This is a genomic window from Enterococcus sp. DIV0167, from assembly GCF_050541555.1.
GTDB classification, from domain to species: Bacteria; Bacillota; Bacilli; order Lactobacillales; family Enterococcaceae; genus Enterococcus; species Enterococcus faecalis.
Genome location: NZ_CP172933.1, coordinates 583,154 through 603,972 on the forward strand (window position 1 = coordinate 583,154; position 20,819 = coordinate 603,972).

Consider the following 20,819-nt stretch of genomic DNA (forward strand, 5'->3'; position numbering starts at 1 on the left):
TAGTAACTTAGAAAGGAGCGGTAATTATGGATGCCACAAAACGGTCAACACAAACCGTGATTGTTTCTGGAAAAGGTAATAAGAAGAATGAAGCTTTTGCAAGTGCGTTGAATGATGTTTCAAAAAAAGTATTAAAAGAAACAACAGAGGTCCTCATCCGGATTGAACCGAAAGAAGTAACTATTCGTCAGGCAAAAGAACAAGTTTATACAGAAAAATTTCTGTTCTTCTTCTTTCCTAGAAAGAGAGTGATTTATCATGTCGAACTAGCTGTAGAAGTGGAAATCCAAGCCATTGCAGTCGAAGAAGTTGATTTTTTAACGGAAACAATTAAAGAACCGAACGCAGTAGTAGTTCCGTTTCTTTCAAAAAGAGGCGTATAAAGGGAGGAAGAAGGAATGGAATTTGTAATCATTTTGCTGAAGTCATTGCTTATTGGTGGTTTACTAGGTTTTGCAGCTGGCGCAGGCGCTGCTCGGATGTTTCATGCACCGCAAACGCAAGGGTTAGGGGCATTTAGAACATTAGGAGAAATGAACGCGGCACAAGGAGATCCAGCATCACACTTTTCTTTTGGTTTAGGTTTTTTCTTTAATGCTTGGGCTTCGGCCGTGGGAGCAGGGGCCTTTACACAAGATGTGACCCACCGGATTGTGCCTAACTGGGCTGCAGCAATTTTATTGGTAAAGGATAAAGATGTCACTAAAACGATGCATAATCCCAAAAAAATGGGGATTGTCGGGGCCTTTGTAGGAATGGCGACTGTGGCTTTCTTAAATAGTACAGCTGCAGCAATTCCAGAATCGCTACAAGTAACAGCAGTTGCGGTGTTGGTACCTGCAGCAACGATTTTAATCAATACTGTGATGCCCGTTTTATTCTGGCTAGCGGCTTTAGATGCAGGAAAACGGACGGGTTTTTGGGGAACGTTATTTGGCGGATTATCTCAATTAGTCATGGGCAATGCTGTCCCAGGAGTTGTATTAGGGATCTTAATCGGTAAAGGTGTCGATGATTTAGGTTGGACCCGAATGACACGCGGCATGCTTGGTGCCATTATCTTATTATTTATTTTAAGTGGCTTCTTCCGAGGGTTCGACTTAGAAATGATCGAAAGTTTCCGCTTGTCTATTCCTCAATGGTTAAATAATTTACACAATGTCTTCACCGTTAAATAGAAAAAAGGAGGTCTCATAGATGGAACAGCAAGAAAAAAATGAATGGGCACAACAAGAACAAGAAATTCAAGAAGGTTTAAAAGGCAAAAGTTTTTGGTATGCTGATTGGGGCTTTCCCATTTTAGTCGGGATTATGTCAGCGGCAATTTTTGCAGGAACACATATGTATGTAGTTTATGGTGTGGGCGCCTTTAATGAAGTTTCAATTGTTGCGATGCTAAAAGCTGGTTTAGATGGTGGTTCTTATGGCGCTGCCGCAGCATTTGGTGCAAGTTTCCTGTTTGCACGAATTTTAGAAGGTTCTTTAGTCGGGATTTTAGATTTAGGTGGCTCAATTTTAACGGGGATTGGGATTGGCGTACCTGCAATTTTCCTCAGCATGGGTATTAAAGCACCTGTAGAAAACTTTGGCTTAGCACTTTTAACAGGTGCGCTACTAGGGTTAGCAGTTGGTGGCGTAATTGTGTTGATTCGGAAATTTACTATCAATCAAGGAAATTCCACTTTTGGTGCGGATGTGATGATGGGGGCTGGTAATGCCTCAGGACGTTTCTTAGGCCCATTAATTATTTTGAGTGCGGCGGGAGCTTCGATTCCTATTGGGATTGGTGCCACATTAGGAGCTTTAGGCTTTTACATTTGGAAAAAACCAATCGCTGGGGGCGCAATTTTAGGCGCAATGATTTTTGGTGCAATATTCCCGGTTTCTTTATAATCAGAAAAAGCCTTTTGTTTTGCACTTTCTCTGTCACAAATAAGAATAAGCGTTTACATTATAATGTTACTATGTTATTATAAATGCGAAATAATTATTATTTTTATTAGTTGAACGGAGGAATTAACAAATGAATGGTTTTGTACAGTGGATGGAAGTTAAGTTAATGCCGATTGCGAATAAATTTGGTTCGCAACGCCATATGACAGCGATTAGAAAAGGATTAATTGCAACGATGCCTTTAACAATTGTGGGCTCATTCTTTACAATTTTTCAAAATATTCCAATTGAGGCATACACAAAATTGATTGAACCTTATCAAGCAATTTTAGATATTCCTTCCCGCTATACGATGGGGTTACTTGCACTTTATGCAACATTTGGGATTGCTTCATCATTGGCCAAAAGTTATAAGCTTGACTCTTTGACGTGCGGAATTTTAGCATTAATGGCCTTTTTAGTAACAGCGGCACCACCAACACGTGTCTTTGAAGATGTTGACAACGTCATTACAGCAGGGCGCTATATTAATTTAGCAAATTTAGGTTCAGCTTCTTTATTTGGTGCGATTGTAACAGCGCTGTTATCTGTTGAAATTTATCGCTTCTTTATTGAAAAAGATATTATGATTAAGATGCCAGATGGCGTACCGCCTGAAGTGTCAAATTCATTTATTGCGTTAATTCCAGGAGCAGTTATTCTTTTATTATTCTGGGTTATTCGCCACGTAATTGGTTTTGATTTGAATGGTTTCTTGAGTACGTTATTAATGCCACTTAAAGGTATCCTTGCTGGTAACAGTTTATTTGGCGGCTTACTAACAGTCTTCTTAATCTGTTTCTTCTGGGTTTTAGGGATTCATGGTCCAGCGATTATGGGCCCAGTTATTCGTCCTTTCTGGGATATGTCGATTGCAGAAAACCTTGAAGCTTTTACCAATGGTGCAAACGTTCATCAGTTACCTAATATTTTTACAGAACAGTTTTTACAATGGTTTATCTGGATTGGTGGCGCTGGAACTACGCTTTCTTTAGTTGTTTTAATGATGTTTTCTAAATCAACGTATCTGAAAAGTCTTGGCCGTTTATCGTTCTTACCAGGCTTGTTTAATATTAATGAACCAGTTATTTTCGGAACGCCGATCGTAATGAATCCTATTTTAGGTATTCCGTTTATCGTGGCACCGTTAATTACCACAACGTTATCTTATTTCTTAACAGTCGCTAATATAATTCCGATGATGGCTGCACGCTTAGCGTTTGCAATTCCAGCACCAATTGCTGCTTGGATGAGTACCAATTGGAGTTTCTCGGCCGCAGTATTAGTGATTGTTAACTTCTTAATTACAATGGCTATCTACTATCCATTTTTCAAAGTTTATGAAAAACAGCAATTGGATAAAGAAGCAGAAGAATTAGCAGCTGAACAAGCAGCAAAAAATTAAAAAATGTTAGGGCGGGTGTTCTGATATGAATATCCTGCCCCTTCTAAGTCAGAGAAGAAAGTCAGGAGCGTATAAGATGATTATTTGGTTCATTTTCTTTTTTATCGTTAGTCAAATTATTATAGAAAAAGGGCAGTTGCCTACTGTTGTTTATCAACTTGGTTTAGTAAAGACGTTGGTTTTTACGGCAGTTTGTATTACTCTTTCCATGATAATTGACGGATTTCTAAATCAACCAGTATTGCTCGTTGGCTCTACAACAATCCTGTGTAGCTCGGTGATTGCTTGGAAATTTCGAAATAAATTTGAAAATAGCGGAGTGTGAGAACGAAGATGAAAAGAGCATTAGGTGTATCAGTTTATCCAGATCATAGTGATATCAATCAAGATAAAGCGTATTTAAAAAAAGCCAGCGAATGTGGGTTTACTCGAATTTTTATGAGTATGTTAGAAGTGACCGATGGCAAAGAAGCGGTTCAGAAAAAATTTAAAGAATTAATTAGTTATGCGAAAAATTTAGGATTTGAAACAATTTTAGATGTCGTTCCAAGTATCTTTGATGAATTGGAAATTTCATATGATGATTTGACTTTTTTCAGCGAATTAGGAGCTGATGGGATTCGATTGGATACAGGGTTTGATGGAAATAAAGAAGCCATGTTGACGTTTAATCCATTCGGCGTGGCTATTGAGTTGAATATGAGTAATGATGTCGCTTATCTTGATAACATTTTGACGTATGAAGCAAATCGACCTTTCTTATATGGTTGTCATAACTTTTATCCACAAGCGGGAACTGCATTGCCGTATGATTTCTTTGAAAAATGTAGCATCCGTTTTAAAAAGGAAGGTATTCGGACAGCTACTTTTATTTCATCACAGGTAGGTGAAATTGGTCCTTGGGATGTGAATGATGGGCTACCTACTTTAGAAATGCATAGACAGTTGCCAGTCACTGTTCAAGCTAAACATTTATTTGCAACAAATTTAATTGATGATGTTGTTATTGGAAATGCTTATGCTTCCAACGAAGAATTAGAAGCATTGGGTCAGTTGAATCGTTATCAAACAGAATTGACCATTGTTTTTGAAGAAGCGACTTCTGAAATTGAAAAAGAAATCGTAACAAAAAATCAACATTTTCGCCGTGGAGATATCACTCAGCAGATGATTCGTTCCACAGAAGTGCGTAAAAAATATAAAAATGAAGCTAATCCCCCACATGATAATCAAGCAATGCTACAACCTGGAGATGTTGTTGTGGGAAATGATGCATTTGGAAAATACAAAAATGAATTACAAGTCGTTTTAGAACCACATCAAGACTCACGCAAAAATCGAGTAGGGCGTATTATAGAAGAAGAACTTGTATTATTAGAATTCATTAAGCCTTGGACAAAATTTAGATTTATAGAAAAGTAGGGAAGAATATGGACTACGATTTACTTATAAAAAATGGACAGACAGTAGATGGTATGCCTGTTGAAATTGCAATTAAAGAGAAAAAAATAGCTGCTGTTGCAGCAACTATTTCAGGTTCTGCAAAAGAAACTATCCACTTAGAACCAGGTACTTATGTATCCGCAGGCTGGATAGATGATCACGTTCATTGTTTTGAAAAAATGGCTCTTTATTATGATTATCCAGATGAAATTGGGGTCAAAAAGGGTGTTACGACAGTGATTGATGCTGGGACAACAGGTGCTGAAAACATTCATGAATTTTATGACTTAGCGCAACAAGCAAAAACAAATGTTTTTGGATTAGTCAATATTTCTAAATGGGGCATCGTTGCTCAGGACGAACTCGCAGATTTAAGTAAAGTACAAGCGAGTTTAGTCAAAAAAGCGATCCAAGAATTACCAGATTTTGTTGTAGGGATTAAAGCCCGTATGAGTAGGACCGTTATTGGCGATAACGGCATTACGCCTTTAGAATTGGCCAAACAGATTCAGCAAGAAAACCAAGAAATTCCCTTAATGGTTCACATTGGATCAGCACCACCTCATCTAGATGAAATTTTAGCCTTGATGGAAAAAGGGGATGTCCTAACCCATTGTTTTAATGGGAAAGAAAATGGCATCTTAGACCAAGCAACGGATAAAATAAAAGACTTCGCTTGGCAAGCGTACAACAAAGGGGTCGTATTTGATATCGGGCATGGTACGGATAGTTTCAATTTTCACGTAGCTGAAACAGCGTTGCGCGAGGGAATGAAAGCTGCATCAATTAGCACAGATATTTACATTCGTAACCGAGAAAATGGTCCTGTTTATGATTTAGCCACAACGATGGAAAAACTCCGTGTGGTCGGCTATGATTGGCCAGAAATTATTGAAAAGGTAACCAAGGCTCCTGCTGAGAATTTCCATTTAACGCAAAAAGGCACGTTGGAAATAGGTAAAGATGCTGATTTAACGATTTTCACGATTCAAGCAGAAGAAAAAACATTGACTGATTCTAATGGATTGACACGAGTAGCCAAAGAGCAAATTCGCCCAATCAAAACAATTATTGGAGGACAAATCTATGACAATTAGTTACGAAAAATTCCACTTAAAAGAAGTCATTAATGCTTCTGGCAAAATGACCATTCTAGGTGTCTCCAAAGTTTCGGAGGCAGTCCTCGCGGCTCAACGATTCGGCGGCGAACATTTCTTTGAAATGAGTGAACTTAGTGTGCAAACAGGGGCCTTTTTAGCCAACTTGTTGAAGGTAGAAGATGCCCAAATCGTTTCCTCGGCTTCGGCGGGGATTGCCCAATCGGTGGCTGCCTTGATTGGAAAAGGCAGCTTGTACCACGCGTATCATCCCTATACAGAAAAGATCGAACAGCGAGAGATTGTTTTACCTAAAGGGCACAACGTGGACTACGGCACGCCTGTAGAAGTCATGGTAGCACAAGGCGGCGGCCAAGTGGTGGAAGCTGGCTACGCCAACATGTGCAGTCCAGAACACGTGGAAATGATGATTTCTGAAAAAACAGCGGCCATTCTATACATCAAAAGCCATCATACCGTGCAAAAAAGTATGCTGACGGTGGCCGAAGCGGCCAAAGTGGCGCAACGCCACAAGGTGCCGCTAATTGTTGACGCGGCAGCAGAAGAAGATCTTTTCAAATACACTGAAGCAGGCGCTGATTTGGTGATTTACAGCGGCGCCAAAGCCATTGAAGGGCCAAGTGCCGGTTTAGTGGTCGGGAAAAAAGAATACATTGACTGGGTGCGCCTACAAGGTAAAGGCATTGGTCGAGCAATGAAAATTGGCAAAGACAATATCCTGGGCTTTACGCAAGCAGTGGAAGAATACTTGGCGCATGGCAGTGAATCAGGGGCTTCGATGCAAGAACGCTTAAAACCGTTTGTTGAAGCCATCAACAACTTGTCAGATTTAACCGCTAAAATCGTCCAAGATGGCGCTGGACGAGACATTTATCGCGCCAGTGTCAAAGTAGACGGCAGAAAAACCGCTAAGGAAGTCATCCAAGCATTAAAAGCAGAAAGTCCAGCCATTTATACGCGTGAATATCAAGCCAACAATGGCATCATTGAATTTGACATTCGTTCTGTCAATCAAGAAGAAATGAACAAAATCGTGCAACGATTACAAGAAATTATGGACACAAAGGAGAAATAAGTCATGTCATTAAAACCTAATTATTTAGAAGAACGCATTTGTTTAAACGTCTTAGCCAATTCAGTAGAAAATGCCCAAGCCTGTTATGAAGCAGCAGAAGGGCATGTTGTGTTAGGCGTCCTTTCAAAAAACTATGAAACCGATGAAGCAGCCATTGACGATATGAAAAAATACCAAGCAGCAACCAACAACGCTTTATCTGTCGGCTTAGGGGCTGGCGATCCTAATCAAAGTCAAATGGTGGCTCGCTTATCAGAAGTTTTACAACCGCAACACGTGAACCAAGTCTTCACAGGTGTCGGCGCTTCGCGGGCCTTACTTCGTCAAGACGAAACAGTGATTAATGGCTTGGTTTCACCCACAGGCAAAGTTGGCTATGTCAACATTGCGACAGGTCCGTTAAGCTCTGGTGCGCCAGCGGCGGAAGTACCTATCGAAACCGCCATCAAATTGTTGAAAGACATGGGGGGCAGTTCCATTAAATATTTCCCGATGAAAGGCTTGGCTCACAAAGAAGAATACCAAGCAGTAGCAGCAGCTTGTGCCAAGTATGACTTTTATTTAGAGCCAACAGGGGGCATTGATTTAGAAAACTTTGAAGAAATTGTTCAAATTGCGGTGGATGCCGGCGTTAAAAAAATCATTCCTCATGTTTACAGCTCAATTATCGATCAAGAAACAGGGGACACTAGAACAGAAGACGTGAAAACGTTACTAACTATGATGAAAAACACATTGAATAAGTAGGTGGCAAAGATGAAAATTGCTGCGTTTGGTGAAGTCATGCTTCGTTTCACTCCGCCAGAGTATCTAATGTTAGAACAAACAGAGCAGTTAAGAATGAACTTTGTAGGGACTGGCGTAAATCTCTTAGCAAATTTGGCTCATTTTCAACTAGAAACAGCATTGATTACGAAATTACCTGCCAATCGTCTTGGTGAAGCTGGCAAAGCAGCGTTAAGGAAGTTAGGAATTTCAGATCAATGGGTAGGAGAAAAGGGCGATCATATTGGTAGTTTTTTTGCAGAAATGGGTTATGGAATCCGACCCACACAAGTAACTTATCAAAATCGCCATCAGAGTGCTTTTGGCATCAGCGAGGCGAAGGACTACGATTTTGAGGCCTTTTTAGCGGAAGTAGATATGGTGCATATTTGTGGTATTTCGTTAAGTTTAACTGAAAAAACTCGTGATGCTGCTTTGATACTTGCTCAAAAGGCGCATGCCTGTCAAAAGAAAGTTTGTTTTGACTTTAATTATCGACCTAGTTTGAATACAGCAAATAGCGCACTCTTTATGCGTCAACAGTACGAACGCATTTTACCTTATTGTGATATTGTTTTTGGCAGTCGTCGTGATTTGGTCGAGCTATTAGGTTTCATTCCGCGAGAAGATTTAGAAGGTGAGGCACAAGAAACTGAACTGATTCAGCGTTTCATGTCTCAATACAATTTGGAATGGTTTGCTGGGACAACGAGAAGTCATTCCCAAAATCAAAACTACTTAAGTGGGTATTTATATACCCAAAATGAGTACCAACAGAGTGAAAAAAGACCGCTTCTTAATCTTGATCGAATTGGCGCTGGCGATGCTTATGCGGCGGGAATTTTATATGGCTATAGCCAAAATTGGTCGTTAGAAAAGGCAGTTACCTTTGCCACAGTCAATGGGGTCCTTGCACATACGATTCAAGGAGATATTCCTTTGACAACGGTCAAACAAGTGAATCACGTTCTTGAGCATCCGAATATTGATTTAATTCGTTAAAGAAGAAAACCAGAAGAAAAGTCGTGTGTGGCTTTTCTTCTGGTCTTTTTTTCATTATAATTAAAAGAAACAGATTGCAAAGGAGGCAGCAGGATGAGTGTTGCACATCTTTTAACAGTTTTAGAAAATGATGAATTTATTGAACGGATTCAAAAACGACCAGAAGCGTTCATTGGAACGACTGGCTTAGTCGGCTTAGAGAATTTACTTGTTCAGACAATTAACGGTTTATTAGAGTTTTTCATTGAAAAGAATCAAGGGAAAATTGCTATACAGTTATCACGTCAACAAATCTCTTTTCAGGTATCTTCCACACGACCGCTTGTTTTTGAACAAAAGCAAGTCGATTTAGAACCACCTTTTCTGTATTTATCTGTTTTACAAGCCTTCTCAAAACAAGTAGGAATCAGTATCGATCAAGAAAAACAGCGGACTATTTTTATTTACCATCAAGGGCAATTGAAAAAACGATTATTATTACCTATTGAAGAAACCCAGGAACGAATTGAAGTCTTGTTTTGGCCAGATACGCAAATTTTTGGTACAGAATCGCTTTCTTATATGCGTGTTTTACAACAATGTCAACAGATTGCCATGTTGAATCCAGGCTTAAAGATTCTCTTAACACAAGAAGAGGAACAAAAAAATCTTTGTTATTACCCTAAAGGTTTAAGTAATTATTTATTTGAAAAAGATAACCCATTAACTAGAAAAGCTGCACCGATTATTCAAGCCAAGCAAACAGAATTGGCCCTTGTTCAATTTATTTTGAGTAAAAATCATGCGCCGCAAGTGCAAAAAACATTTGTTAATGGGCATTATCCCAGTCTTGGTGGAACCCACTATGAGGGTTTTCTTGCTGGCGTAGTGGCCGCCTTTAATCAATTTTTAGAGGAGCAACATTACTCATTATCTGTGACAGCAGATAGTTTTTTAGCAGAATTTGATTTTGTTTTAGCCATTACGATACCAAAGCCCCGCTACACGGATGCAACGAAAACCATTTTAAGAAATACAGAGTTATATGAAGTGGTTAAAGAAGTCGTTTTTGACGAATTACAACACTACTTTCAACGTCATCCCAAATGGTTAGAGCAAGGAAGAATCGAGGGAAATGAATGAAAATTTTTGTCGATGGCGATGGTTCACCTGTGAAAGAGACGGTTATTGAAGTCGCTGTAGAGAAAGCTTTGGATGTGGTGATTGTTACTAGTGTAGATCATTATTCCTTAAAAGATTATCCAGAAAATGTCTCTTTTGTGTATGTTGATAAAGGAGCGGATGCTGCTGATTTTAAAATTGTGCAGTTAATAAAAAAAGGGGATCTTTTAATTACACAAGATTATGGCTTAGCTTCCTTGGTCTTGCCAAAGGGAGTGTCAGTTTTACATCAACTGGGTTATCAATATACGAAAGAAAATATTGATGGATTGTTAGAACAACGCTATTTTAGTGGCCAAATTCGGCGAAAAGGTGGCCGAACGAAAGGACCTAAACCTTTTACAGACCAAGATAGAATAACGTTTAAACAAGCCCTTATTGAGCTGGTGGAACGGAGTCTTTAGCAAGGAAAAGGCAAGCAAAGAATTTTGCCTTCACTAAATTTGCTTCTATTATGAAACTGGGTTTTATGCTAAAATAAGTAAGGATAATTTGAAAAATAATTTTTTCTAAAAGACAGGAAAGAAACTAGGAGGACAAGCATTTGAAGATTATTTTGTTGTATGGCGGCAGAAGTGAAGAGCACGATGTGTCTGTTTTGTCTGCATATTCCGTTTTAAATGCAATCTATTATAAATATTATCAAGTACAGTTAGTCTTTATTAGTAAAGATGGTCAATGGGTAAAAGGCCCTCTCTTATCTGAACGACCACAAAATAAAGAAGTTTTACATTTAACTTGGGCACAAACACCTGAAGAAACAGGCGAATTTTCAGGAAAACGAATCAGTCCTTCGGAAATTTATGAAGAAGAAGCGATTGTTTTCCCTGTTTTACATGGGCCAAATGGCGAAGATGGAACAATTCAAGGATTCATGGAAACCATTAATATGCCTTATGTGGGCGCAGGTGTCTTAGCTAGTGCTAACGCAATGGACAAAATCATGACGAAATATCTTTTACAAACTGTTGGCATTCCACAAGTACCATTCGTGCCAGTTTTAAGAAGTGACTGGAAAGGAAATCCAAAAGAAGTCTTTGAAAAATGTGAAGGTTCTTTAATCTATCCGGTCTTTGTTAAACCTGCCAATATGGGTTCTAGTGTCGGAATTAGCAAAGCGGAAAATCGTGAAGAATTGCAAGAAGCATTGGAAGAAGCTTTCCGTTATGATGCCCGAGCAATTGTTGAACAAGGGATTGAAGCACGTGAAATTGAAGTAGCCATTTTAGGAAATGAAGATGTCCGTACGACTTTACCTGGTGAAGTGGTGAAAGATGTCGCTTTCTATGATTATGATGCAAAATACATCAATAACACGATTGAAATGCAAATCCCAGCGCATGTTCCAGAAGAAGTAGCCCATCAAGCGCAAGAATATGCTAAAAAAGCGTATATTATGTTAGATGGAAGTGGCTTAAGTCGCTGTGATTTCTTCTTAACAAGCAAAAACGAATTATTCCTGAATGAATTGAACACCATGCCTGGTTTTACTGACTTTAGTATGTACCCTTTACTATGGGAAAATATGGGCTTGAAATACAGTGATTTAATTGAGGAATTGATTCAGTTAGCTTTGAATCGTTTTAAACAACGCCAAGAATTTTATAATAACTAAGAAGAAAAAATCACACAAGACTGGGACATGACAAGACTTTGGCATGTCCCAGTCCCTGTGTCAGAGGAGCAAAACATAATGAAATTAACCTTCTGGGAAGTAGCGCAAGCGGTTGAAGCCAGTAATGATTGGCAACAATGGCCTGATTTTCCTTTAACAGGCATTGAATTTGATAGTCGTAAAATTGTGAAAGGAAATCTCTTTGTTCCTTTACAAGGTGAAAATGATGGTCATCGTTTTATTGAGAGTGCCATGGCTAATGGCTGTCAGGCCGCTTTTTGGGGACAGGATTTAGTCGATGCACCGCAACAATTGCCTGTTTTGCATGTTACTGATCCACTGGTGGCTATGCAAAAATTAGCTACCTATTATTTAAATAAAATGCAACCGAATGTCATCGCTGTGACTGGCAGTAATGGAAAAACCACCACTAAAGATTTAATTGCTGCTGTGTTATCTGAAAAGTTTGTGACTTACAAAACGCAAGGCAATTACAATAATCAAATTGGCTTACCCTATACTATTTTACACATGCCTGATGAAACAGAAAAACTGATTTTAGAAATGGGTATGGATCACGCTCAGGAAATTTCTTTCCTTTCCAATCTGGCTCAGCCAGAAGTTGCCGCCATCACAATGATTGGCGAAGCCCATGTGGAAAATTTAGGCTCACGAGCAGGCATTGCACAAGCAAAAATGGAAATCGTAGATGGTTTAGCCAAAGACGGTAGTTTATTTGTGCCAAGCGATGAACCTTTGCTAGAACCATTGGTGGAAAAAGTCACGCAACAAGTGATTACTTTTGGTTTTAGCCAGGAAAGTCAACTTCAAGGAATCGTCACAAATGAAGCCAAAGAGCAAACCTCATTCAAAATCAGTGATACACAAATGACGTTTACGATTCCAGTGCCAGGAACCTATAATGTCACCAATGCATTAATCGCAATTGGCATTGGTCGGTATTTCCAATTAACGGATAGTGAGATTCAAAAAGGGTTGGCTACAGCGGAACTAACAAAGAATCGGACAGAATGGCTGAAAGCAGCGAATGGTGCCGAAATTTTAAGTGACGTGTACAATGCCAATCCGACAGCTATGGGTCTTGTTCTGGACAGTTTTAGCAAAATGTCCAAAGTAGGAAAACGAATTGCTGTTTTAGGAGACATGCTGGAATTAGGTCCTGATTCTGCTGCCATGCATCAAGCAATGGCGCAGCATTTAGCCCCAGATGCGATTGAAGAAGTCTTTTTATATGGTTCTGAAATGGCTTATTTAGCTGATAAATTGCAAGAAACCTATGCACCAGCTAACATTCATTCTTTTAAAAAAGAAGAAAAAAATGAGTTGATTGAAGCTGTCAAAAAAGTTTTACAGCCAGAAGACATGGTGGTTTTAAAGGGAAGTAACGGGATGGGACTTCGTGAAGTCATCGATGCACTTTTGGAAAAGTAAATAAGTTTCATAAAACTTGCTGAAAATGGGATTCTATGATAGAATGACCTATTGCCGGAAGATGACGAGAAAAATTGAATCGTAGTAAATAAAATAGATCTATTTCTATGTTTAATAATAAATGTGAAGCTGAACGACCACGTTTGGCTTTTCTAATGCCATAAGGTGAATTTTTCGGTGAAATCAGGAAAGAAGAAATAGTTGGCACACTATAATGGATTTCTTTTTAACAACTGAAAGTGAAGACACCTGAAACTAGGAAGAAATCGTTCTTTCCGAAACAAAATCTAGGAGGATATCATTTGAAATTTAAAGAACTTGGTTTAGCGCCAGAATTATTATCAGCGGTAGAACGCGCAGGCTTCGAGGAAGCAACCCCTATTCAATCAGAAACAATTCCGTTAGCGTTAGCAGGAAAAGACGTAATCGGACAAGCACAAACAGGAACAGGGAAAACCGCTGCTTTTGGCTTACCAATGCTTAACAAAATTGACGCAGACAACCGCGTTATTCAAGGATTAGTCATTGCACCAACCCGTGAGTTGGCTATCCAAACACAAGAAGAGTTATTCCGTTTAGGCCGCGATAAAAAGATTCGCGTCCAAGCCGTTTACGGTGGGGCTGATATCGGTCGCCAAATCCGTGGACTAAAAGATCGTCCACATATCGTTGTAGGTACACCAGGACGTTTACTAGACCATATTAACCGTCGTACCTTGAAATTAGAAACTGTTGAAACATTAGTTTTAGACGAAGCAGATGAAATGTTAAACATGGGCTTCTTGGAAGACATTGAAAAAATCATCTCACAAGTGCCAGAACAACGTCAAACACTTCTATTTTCAGCAACTATGCCGCCAGCAATCAAGAATATTGGCGTGAAATTCATGAAACAACCAGAACATGTGAAGATTAAAGCCAAAGAAATGACGGCTGATTTAATTGATCAATATTATGTACGTTCAAAAGACTTTGAAAAATTTGACATTATGACACGTTTACTAGACGTGCAAACCCCAGAATTGACCATTGTCTTTGGTCGGACAAAACGCCGTGTTGATGAACTTGCCCGCGGGTTAGAAGCGCGTGGTTACAAAGCAGAAGGCATCCATGGCGACCTATCACAACAAAAACGGATGAGCGTTTTACGTTCATTCAAAAATGGTAACTTAGATATCTTAGTGGCAACAGATGTAGCAGCACGTGGGTTAGATATTTCAGGTGTCACCCATGTCTATAACTACGATATTCCACAAGATCCAGAAAGTTATGTTCACCGTATTGGTCGGACAGGTCGTGCTGGTAAAGGCGGTATGTCTGTGACGTTTGTAACACCAAACGAAATGGGTTACTTACATGTCATCGAAAACCTAACGAAAAAACGGATGACACCATTACGTCCACCAACCGAAAAAGAAGCATTTAAAGGACAATTAAGTGCAGCTGTTGAAACCATCGAAAGTGATCTAGAAGAAAATGGTTTAGACAAATATCTAGAATCTGCTGAAGCGTTATTAGAAAAATATTCAGCGACAGACTTAGCTGCGTTATTATTAAAAACAGTAGCGAAAGATCCAGCAGATGCGGTTCCTGTAAAAATTACCCCAGAACGTCCATTGCCTTCAAATAAAAAAGGCTTTAACAAAAATGGCCGTGGTGGTGGCGGTGGGAACAACCGTAATCGCAACCGTGGTGGCAATGGTAAAGGTGGCAGCTATCGTGGCAACAAAAACCATAAAGATGGCGACCGTAATTACAAAAATAGCGACCGCAAAAATAAAGATCAACGTGGCGGCAAACGTCATAACGATAAAAAACGTGGTTTCGTCATTCGCGAAAACGCTAAATAATCAGAAGAGCGAGTGTTCCGTCTATGAACGGAACACTCGCTCTTTTTTGGTAGATAATCGTTAAATAGAAAAACTTAAAAAAAGTAAAAAAGGCATCAAAATGATATAGAAAAAGAAAAACGCCAAAATTATCCAAGTTTTCAACGAGGAAGTTAGATTGAAGAGTTTCAGTTTTTGTTGTAGCAAATGAATGGTTATAATCCAAACCAGTTGCAAGAAAAAAAATAGGCTGGGATTTTTAAAGAAGATTGGAAATATGTAGAGCAACAAAGTAAAAATAAACAGGGCGCAACGAAGTAACTTTTTTTGCCGAGAAGTTAAAGTCATACGTTTTTCTCCTTTTTCTTTTTATTCTCCCATAAGTAGCCAAAATTTGCTATAAAATATTAAAACATCCGCTTAGTTTCCTGATTTTTTTCCGATACTTCTTAGTTGTTGTCTTACTTTTATAAAAATTCAGAAAAATTTTATAAAAATGTAAATAGGAAGAAAACGTATGGTACTTCAATTTGTGTGAGATCTTGTAAAACATTCTTTATTTTTTTAGCGAATCAGTGGAAAAATTTTGAAATTTTGTTAAAATGAAAGGTAATTCGGAGTAACTATATTAAATAGGAAGTAAGGCGGAAAATGATAAAGGGAATTGGTATTGACGCAGTAGAATTAAGTCGGATAAAACCGATTGTTGAAAAACAAGGATCATTTATTCAACGGGTTTTAACACCTAACGAATTGACCCTTTTTGAAAAGTTATCTACAAAACGTCAAATAGAATTTTTAGCTGGTCGTTTTGCTTGTAAAGAAGCGTTCTCTAAAGCATGGGGCACAGGGATTGGTAAAGTTGGTTTACAAGATATTGAGGTGCTGACTGAAAAAACAGGTGCACCATACGTAGCAAACTCGCCCCATAATGGTAAAGTGTTTGTCTCGATTACGCACACAGATACTATGGCGATTGCACAAATTGTTTTAGAAAGCGAATAATAGAAGCAACGAAGAAAGAAGGATGTACAATGGTCGTTGGATGGCATCGTCCTACACGGTTACATATCGATACGCAAGCAATTACTGAAAATGTCCAAAAGGAATGTCAACGTTTGCCAGAAGGAACCGCTTTATTTGCGGTTGTAAAAGCGAACGGCTATGGGCATGGCGCCGTAGAATCCGCTAAAGCGGCGAAAAAAGGTGGCGCGACAGGTTTTTGTGTCGCCTTATTGGATGAAGCAATTGAATTGAGAGAAGCAGGTGTTCAGGACCCCATTTTAATTTTGAGTGTGGTAGACTTAGCTTATGTGCCTTTGTTGATTCAATATGATTTATCTGTAACGGTAGCTACACAAGAATGGTTAGAAGCTGCTCTTCAACAACTAACGCCTGAGAGTAACACGCCATTACGTGTTCACTTAAAAGTCGATACTGGCATGGGACGGATTGGCTTTTTAACCCCAGAAGAGACTAAGCAAGCAGTGCGGTTTGTTCAATCCCACAAAGAATTTTTATGGGAAGGGATTTTCACTCATTTTTCAACAGCTGATGAAATCGATACAAGCTATTTTGAAAAACAAGCAGGGCGTTTTAAGGCTGTTCTAGCAGTTTTAGAAGAGTTACCTCGGTATGTCCATGTTAGCAATAGTGCGACAGCGTTATGGCATCCTGATGTGTCAGGAAACATGATTCGCTATGGTGTAGCCATGTATGGTTTGAACCCTTCAGGTAATAAGCTGGCCCCAAGCTATGCGTTAAAGCCGGCCTTGCGGTTGACCAGTGAACTCATCCATGTAAAACGCTTAGCGGCTGGCGAAGGAATTGGCTATGGCGAAACCTACGTGACTGAATCCGAAGAGTGGATTGGGACAGTGCCAATCGGCTATGCAGATGGCTGGTTGCGTCATCTCCAAGGATTTACAGTGCTCGTGAATGGTAAGCGTTGCGAAATCGTCGGACGAGTGTGTATGGATCAATGTATGATTCGTTTAGCAGAAGAAGTTCCTGTCGGCTCAGTCGTTACATTAGTTGGAAAAGATGGCAATGAAGAAAATACGTTACAAATGGTAGCCGAAAAATTAGAAACCATTCATTATGAAGTTGCATGTACTTTCTCACAAAGAATCCCCAGAGAATATAACTAGATAGGAGGTTCCACTATGGTCAAACGCGGAGATATTTATTTTGCAGACCTTTCCCCAGTAGTGGGCTCGGAACAAGGTGGCGTCAGACCTGTCCTTGTTGTCCAAAATAACTTAGGTAATCATTTTAGCCCAACGATTATCGTTGCGGCGATCACAGCCAAAATGGCAAAGCCAAAATTGCCAACACATATCGGGATTAATTCTGATGAAACGGGCATTGAAAAAGATTCAGTGATTCTTTTAGAGCAGATTCGAACAATCGATAAGGGTCGCTTGAAAGAAAAAGTTTGTCATTTGAGACTTGATATTATGGAAGAAGTTGATCGTGCCTTAGGCATCAGTGTTGGACTTAGTAGCGATTCAGCCCCAGCAAAAGCAAATTCAGCTACATAAAGAACGATAGCTACTATGAAATCAACAAAGACTAATTGGATTTTTTTAAAAGCGACTGATCTAGTTCGGTTCGTTAAACATAGTTTGAGTAAAAGCGAGAGAGATAGCCAAGTGGCATCTCTCTTGTTTTTTTGTTTTGTATTTAAAAAATTAAAATATAAATATAAAATTCAAATTTTTATCATCTTATTTTAAATAAAGTTGTTGGCAAGGCTCAAACGGAATGTTACAATCAATACTATATAGAGTTTTTAAAGAGCGTAACAGGTGATTTTACAAGTTTTGATTGTCGAGTGATGACATAAAGGAGATTATATTTGTATGATGATTGTTGTACTTTTAATGAGTAGTTGCTTATTTTTATTTGTAAGCTATCAATTGTATTTGCGATTACTTGTCGAAAAACTGGATTCAGAGGACCGGACATTAAAGAGGAAAATAAATTTCTATAAGTATCAGAAAAATAGCCGTTTAATGATTTATTTATTGTTTAGTGTTTGTCTACTTAGCGTATTATTGTTAGGAATTGTTTATACATATTATCAATTAAATCAACGAAATATCCGCATGGAACAGCGGATCGAGCGTTTGGCACAAGGCCAAGCTGCTCAAGGTGACAAAATAAAAAAACAAGCGATTAAAAAAACAGCCTTAAATCAGTTTCCCTGGAAGCAAGCTGTTTCGGCAGAATCGGCCGCTGTCTTGACGAATTATGAATTACAATTAGCGCGTGAATGGCGTCCTTACCTCGGAGAGACGAGTATCACAATGATTAGAAGTGAAAAAACACAAACCTTGACACTGTCTGTTTTTTCAGTTGGCTTAAGTTACCATGAATTTCAAACAGGTCAAGACAATATTGTAGCACTGATTGCAGCGTTGAATTCAGTTAAAGAAATTACCATGATTGATTTTAATTTTACTTATCGAGATCAAGAGCAAACCCTTGTCAAATCCATTGATACGTATGCTCGTGAGACGTTGGAAACAAATTTGGAGCCTGTCGTGATTAGTTAAAAGGACGAGAGAAAGGACATATAGATGACAAAAAGACGTTTAATCAAAAAAATTAAAGATATTTCGGATGATACGCTTGAAAAAGAAGTCTTTTTTCAGCCAGGATTCGAACCAGAAAAAATAATTAGCGGAATCAAACCAGAACAACAGGAAAAAGAAATGGCGACGTTAAGAGAAAGGCTCACCTACTATCAGAAAAAAGAAACAGCCTTTAAAAAACTTCAAGAAGAAAATGAGCAATTAAAGAACCAACAAGAAACGGAAAAACAAGCATTAGAAGAAAAAAACCAGTCATTACTTGAAATACTAAATCAAAAAGAACATGAAATTTTTGAATTGGAAGAGCAACTGGAAACGAACAGTGAAACCACGACAGAGGCTACCACTCTTCAAACAAATCTGCAAAACGCAGAAAAACAATTAACCACTGTACATAATCAAATGGAACGTTTAGAAAGTGAATTAACGCAGCAAGTGGCAGAATTAGAAAAAGAATCGGCTGAACAGCAACAACATATCCAGACATTACACAACCAGTTAGCAGAAGAAAAAGGAAAGTTGGAGAAAAAAGGGGATATTACAGGAATGGAAAAGCAAGTAGAAACGTTAACGACAGAATTAGAAGAAAGCACAACGACTCAACAAGCATTGCAGGAACAAATTGAAAAACTAACTGTACAATTACAAAAAGTAGAAGCCGAAAAACAAGCCTTACAAGAGGCTGTCCAACAAGAAGTGATTGTGAAACAACGCATGGAGGAGTTAAAGAATGAGCTTCAAAATAGTTTACAGCAAAAAAATGAAGCAGAAGTAAAATTAGGGCGACTGCAAGGTGTCAATGACAAACATCTTGCTGAAAAGCAAGTTTACGAAGGGGAATTAGCTGCTCTAAGAAAAGAAGTAGAGGCCAAAGAAGACAATTTAGAACAAGTTCAAAAAGAATTGAAGACACTACAAGCCGTTTCAAAAAATATTGAACCGAGTAGTGAGCAGTTAACAGAACTGCTACGCGCAAAACAGCAAATTAACGATTTATTAATGAAAAATCAGCAATTACAAGAAGAGGCTTTAAAATCGCAACAAGAAATTGGCGAAGTGATGGTTTCTGCCAAAAAAGAAGCCAATCGGATTGTTAATGAAGCGAAAGTAGAAGCAAAACACCTAATCAATTCTGCAGAATTAGAAATGTTAAATATTGGTAATCGAGCGAAAAGTATTTCGAATGAAGTCGAAGCGTCAAAAGTAGAAGTACTTGAGATTTATCGCGAATTAGAGGAACGCTTAACTAAACTGACACGTCTTGAACAAGATAACTATTAATAAAATGGTCAGTAAAAAGTTAACGGGAGCAAGGAAACTACATTGTCTTGGGGTCCTTTTTTTAGCTGTTACACTAAGTGGCTCTGCAGAACGATTACAGGCTGCTGTTGTCTCAAAGAAAGAGCAGCCGCTAAGGCAACCGCTTATCAGGAAAAACATAGTAACAGAGAAGAGCGAATATCTTGTAGAAGCAAATCAAAGTATCTGGGAGCTGGCACAAGATGCGCAGAAACCACTGAATCAGTTTATGAAGGAGAACCAGTTACGTAGTAGTTATATAAAAAAAGGAACGCAATTAGTCAAATAGAAAAAAGGAGTAAAGAAAGGAAAAGTTTATTTAAGGAGCTTTTCCTTTTAAGAAAACGATGGAAGAATGGATAAAGCCAGTTATGCGAACAATTCGCCACATTAAGCGCGCCTTCTTGAAGCAAAAGTTGCCTGCGACATATCAGCTAAAAAAGCAAAAGGCTAACACAGCAATGGAATATTTGCTTGAGCAAACAGATAACCATCGATCAATAAGAGGCCCACAAAGAAAAATGACCGCTGAAGAGATTAAAAAAAAGCGGCAAGCCTACCAAAAGAAACAACGCATCCAAGTCGTTAAATTTTTTATGCCAGCTATTCTTTTCGCCATTTTTGTGTTCTTTTTTGTGTTAAAGACATCTAGCTACCCAATTGCTGGGCAATCCATGAAGCCGACACTTAACGCAGGGGAACGAGTCTTAGTACAACGGACGAAGCAAGTAACAAGGTACGATGTGATTGCATTTAAAGCACCGCTAGCTAGCAAAGGTACGTACGTCAAGCGAATTATCGGGGTTCCTGGTGATCGAATTTGGGTAAATGAGGGAAAACTTTATCTTTCAGAAGAACCTATAGCAAGCGATAATGAGGCACTGCCTGAGAATGCCAGTCGTTTTGACTTATCAGAAGAAGCGGCAGCCCAACTTCGCCTGTTTCAGAAGATTCCAGCTGGTCATTACTTTGTCTTAGGGGACAATCGTACGCATTCAAGTGATAGTCGTACGTTCGGCTTTGTCGAGATACAAGCGATTGAAGGAATCGTGGTGTTTAAAATGGCGCCGTTTAAGGAAATAGGGAAAGTAAAATAAAAAGCTTAAGTCAGCCATTTAAGAGTA

At 38.8% G+C, this 20,819-nt stretch carries 22 protein-coding genes; all 22 read left to right on the forward strand.

Features of this window, described 5'->3' with window-relative positions; genetic code table 11:
* The first annotated feature begins 26 nt into the window (after window positions 1-26).
* Window positions 27-383, forward strand: a complete 357-nt coding sequence (locus tag IGM09_RS02845; protein WP_002355708.1) for a DUF4312 family protein — start codon at window positions 27-29, stop codon at window positions 381-383.
* 15 nt (window positions 384-398) lie between these two features.
* A complete protein-coding gene (locus IGM09_RS02850; protein WP_002355709.1) occupies window positions 399-1,178 on the forward strand; it encodes a DUF4311 domain-containing protein in 780 nt (259 codons plus the stop codon).
* A gap of 19 nt (window positions 1,179-1,197) precedes the next feature.
* Complete coding sequence (locus IGM09_RS02855; protein ID WP_002361314.1) at window positions 1,198-1,893, forward strand: DUF4310 family protein; 696 nt, start codon at window positions 1,198-1,200, stop codon at window positions 1,891-1,893.
* Between the two features lie 130 nt (window positions 1,894-2,023).
* A complete protein-coding gene (locus IGM09_RS02860; RefSeq protein ID WP_002358780.1) occupies window positions 2,024-3,337 on the forward strand; it encodes a PTS sugar transporter subunit IIC in 1,314 nt (437 codons plus the stop codon).
* A 25-nt stretch (window positions 3,338-3,362) separates the two neighbouring features.
* Window positions 3,363-3,662, forward strand: coding sequence for a hypothetical protein (locus IGM09_RS02865; RefSeq protein ID WP_033624852.1), 300 nt, complete (start codon window positions 3,363-3,365; stop codon window positions 3,660-3,662).
* Between the two features lie 8 nt (window positions 3,663-3,670).
* A complete protein-coding gene (locus tag IGM09_RS02870; RefSeq protein WP_033624853.1) occupies window positions 3,671-4,759 on the forward strand; it encodes a DUF871 domain-containing protein in 1,089 nt (362 codons plus the stop codon).
* Window positions 4,760-4,767: 8 nt separating this feature from the next.
* Window positions 4,768-5,877 (forward strand): amidohydrolase/deacetylase family metallohydrolase, encoded by a 1,110-nt coding sequence (locus IGM09_RS02875; protein ID WP_002381282.1) that lies wholly within the window; start codon window positions 4,768-4,770, stop codon window positions 5,875-5,877.
* On the forward strand, window positions 5,867-6,973 hold the full coding sequence (locus tag IGM09_RS02880; protein WP_010707792.1) for a DgaE family pyridoxal phosphate-dependent ammonia lyase: 1,107 nt from the start codon (window positions 5,867-5,869) through the stop codon (window positions 6,971-6,973). The genes IGM09_RS02875 and IGM09_RS02880 overlap by 11 nt, the downstream gene beginning before the upstream one ends.
* Window positions 6,974-6,976: 3 nt before the next feature.
* Window positions 6,977-7,720: a 2-dehydro-3-deoxy-phosphogluconate aldolase gene (dagF, locus tag IGM09_RS02885; protein ID WP_002361094.1), complete on the forward strand. Its 744-nt coding sequence runs from the start codon at window positions 6,977-6,979 to the stop codon at window positions 7,718-7,720.
* A 9-nt stretch (window positions 7,721-7,729) separates the two neighbouring features.
* The gene (locus tag IGM09_RS02890) at window positions 7,730-8,740 is read left to right on the forward strand and encodes a sugar kinase (protein WP_002415894.1); all 1,011 of its coding nucleotides are present in this window, start codon (window positions 7,730-7,732) and stop codon (window positions 8,738-8,740) included.
* Between the two features lie 93 nt (window positions 8,741-8,833).
* The gene (locus IGM09_RS02895; RefSeq protein ID WP_010713844.1) at window positions 8,834-9,862 is read left to right on the forward strand and encodes a hypothetical protein; all 1,029 of its coding nucleotides are present in this window, start codon (window positions 8,834-8,836) and stop codon (window positions 9,860-9,862) included.
* Window positions 9,859-10,305, forward strand: coding sequence for a YaiI/YqxD family protein (locus IGM09_RS02900; protein WP_002361319.1), 447 nt, complete (start codon window positions 9,859-9,861; stop codon window positions 10,303-10,305). The genes IGM09_RS02895 and IGM09_RS02900 overlap by 4 nt, the downstream gene beginning before the upstream one ends.
* Window positions 10,306-10,445: 140 nt before the next feature.
* On the forward strand, window positions 10,446-11,516 hold the full coding sequence (locus tag IGM09_RS02905) for a D-alanine--D-alanine ligase (protein ID WP_002355721.1): 1,071 nt from the start codon (window positions 10,446-10,448) through the stop codon (window positions 11,514-11,516).
* A gap of 78 nt (window positions 11,517-11,594) precedes the next feature.
* A complete protein-coding gene (locus IGM09_RS02910; protein WP_002355722.1) occupies window positions 11,595-12,968 on the forward strand; it encodes a UDP-N-acetylmuramoyl-tripeptide--D-alanyl-D-alanine ligase in 1,374 nt (457 codons plus the stop codon).
* Between the two features lie 302 nt (window positions 12,969-13,270).
* On the forward strand, window positions 13,271-14,818 hold the full coding sequence (gene cshA / locus IGM09_RS02915; RefSeq protein WP_002355724.1) for a degradosome RNA helicase CshA: 1,548 nt from the start codon (window positions 13,271-13,273) through the stop codon (window positions 14,816-14,818).
* Window positions 14,819-15,448: 630 nt separating this feature from the next.
* Complete coding sequence (gene acpS / locus IGM09_RS02920; RefSeq protein WP_002355727.1) at window positions 15,449-15,802, forward strand: holo-ACP synthase; 354 nt, start codon at window positions 15,449-15,451, stop codon at window positions 15,800-15,802.
* 29 nt (window positions 15,803-15,831) lie between these two features.
* Window positions 15,832-16,947: an alanine racemase gene (alr, locus tag IGM09_RS02925; protein ID WP_016616511.1), complete on the forward strand. Its 1,116-nt coding sequence runs from the start codon at window positions 15,832-15,834 to the stop codon at window positions 16,945-16,947.
* 15 nt (window positions 16,948-16,962) lie between these two features.
* Window positions 16,963-17,340: a type II toxin-antitoxin system PemK/MazF family toxin gene (locus IGM09_RS02930; protein ID WP_002355729.1), complete on the forward strand. Its 378-nt coding sequence runs from the start codon at window positions 16,963-16,965 to the stop codon at window positions 17,338-17,340.
* 321 nt (window positions 17,341-17,661) lie between these two features.
* Window positions 17,662-18,357, forward strand: coding sequence for a hypothetical protein (locus IGM09_RS02935; protein ID WP_010713841.1), 696 nt, complete (start codon window positions 17,662-17,664; stop codon window positions 18,355-18,357).
* 24 nt (window positions 18,358-18,381) lie between these two features.
* Window positions 18,382-19,677 carry a hypothetical protein gene (locus tag IGM09_RS02940; protein WP_010819795.1) on the forward strand — a complete coding sequence of 432 codons (1,296 nt, stop codon included), beginning with the start codon at window positions 18,382-18,384 and terminating at the stop codon, window positions 19,675-19,677.
* Complete coding sequence (locus tag IGM09_RS02945) at window positions 19,658-19,984, forward strand: hypothetical protein (RefSeq protein WP_016616509.1); 327 nt, start codon at window positions 19,658-19,660, stop codon at window positions 19,982-19,984. The genes IGM09_RS02940 and IGM09_RS02945 overlap by 20 nt, the downstream gene beginning before the upstream one ends.
* A gap of 58 nt (window positions 19,985-20,042) precedes the next feature.
* Complete coding sequence (lepB, locus tag IGM09_RS02950; protein ID WP_016616508.1) at window positions 20,043-20,792, forward strand: signal peptidase I; 750 nt, start codon at window positions 20,043-20,045, stop codon at window positions 20,790-20,792.
* The last annotated feature ends 27 nt before the right edge of the window (window positions 20,793-20,819 follow it).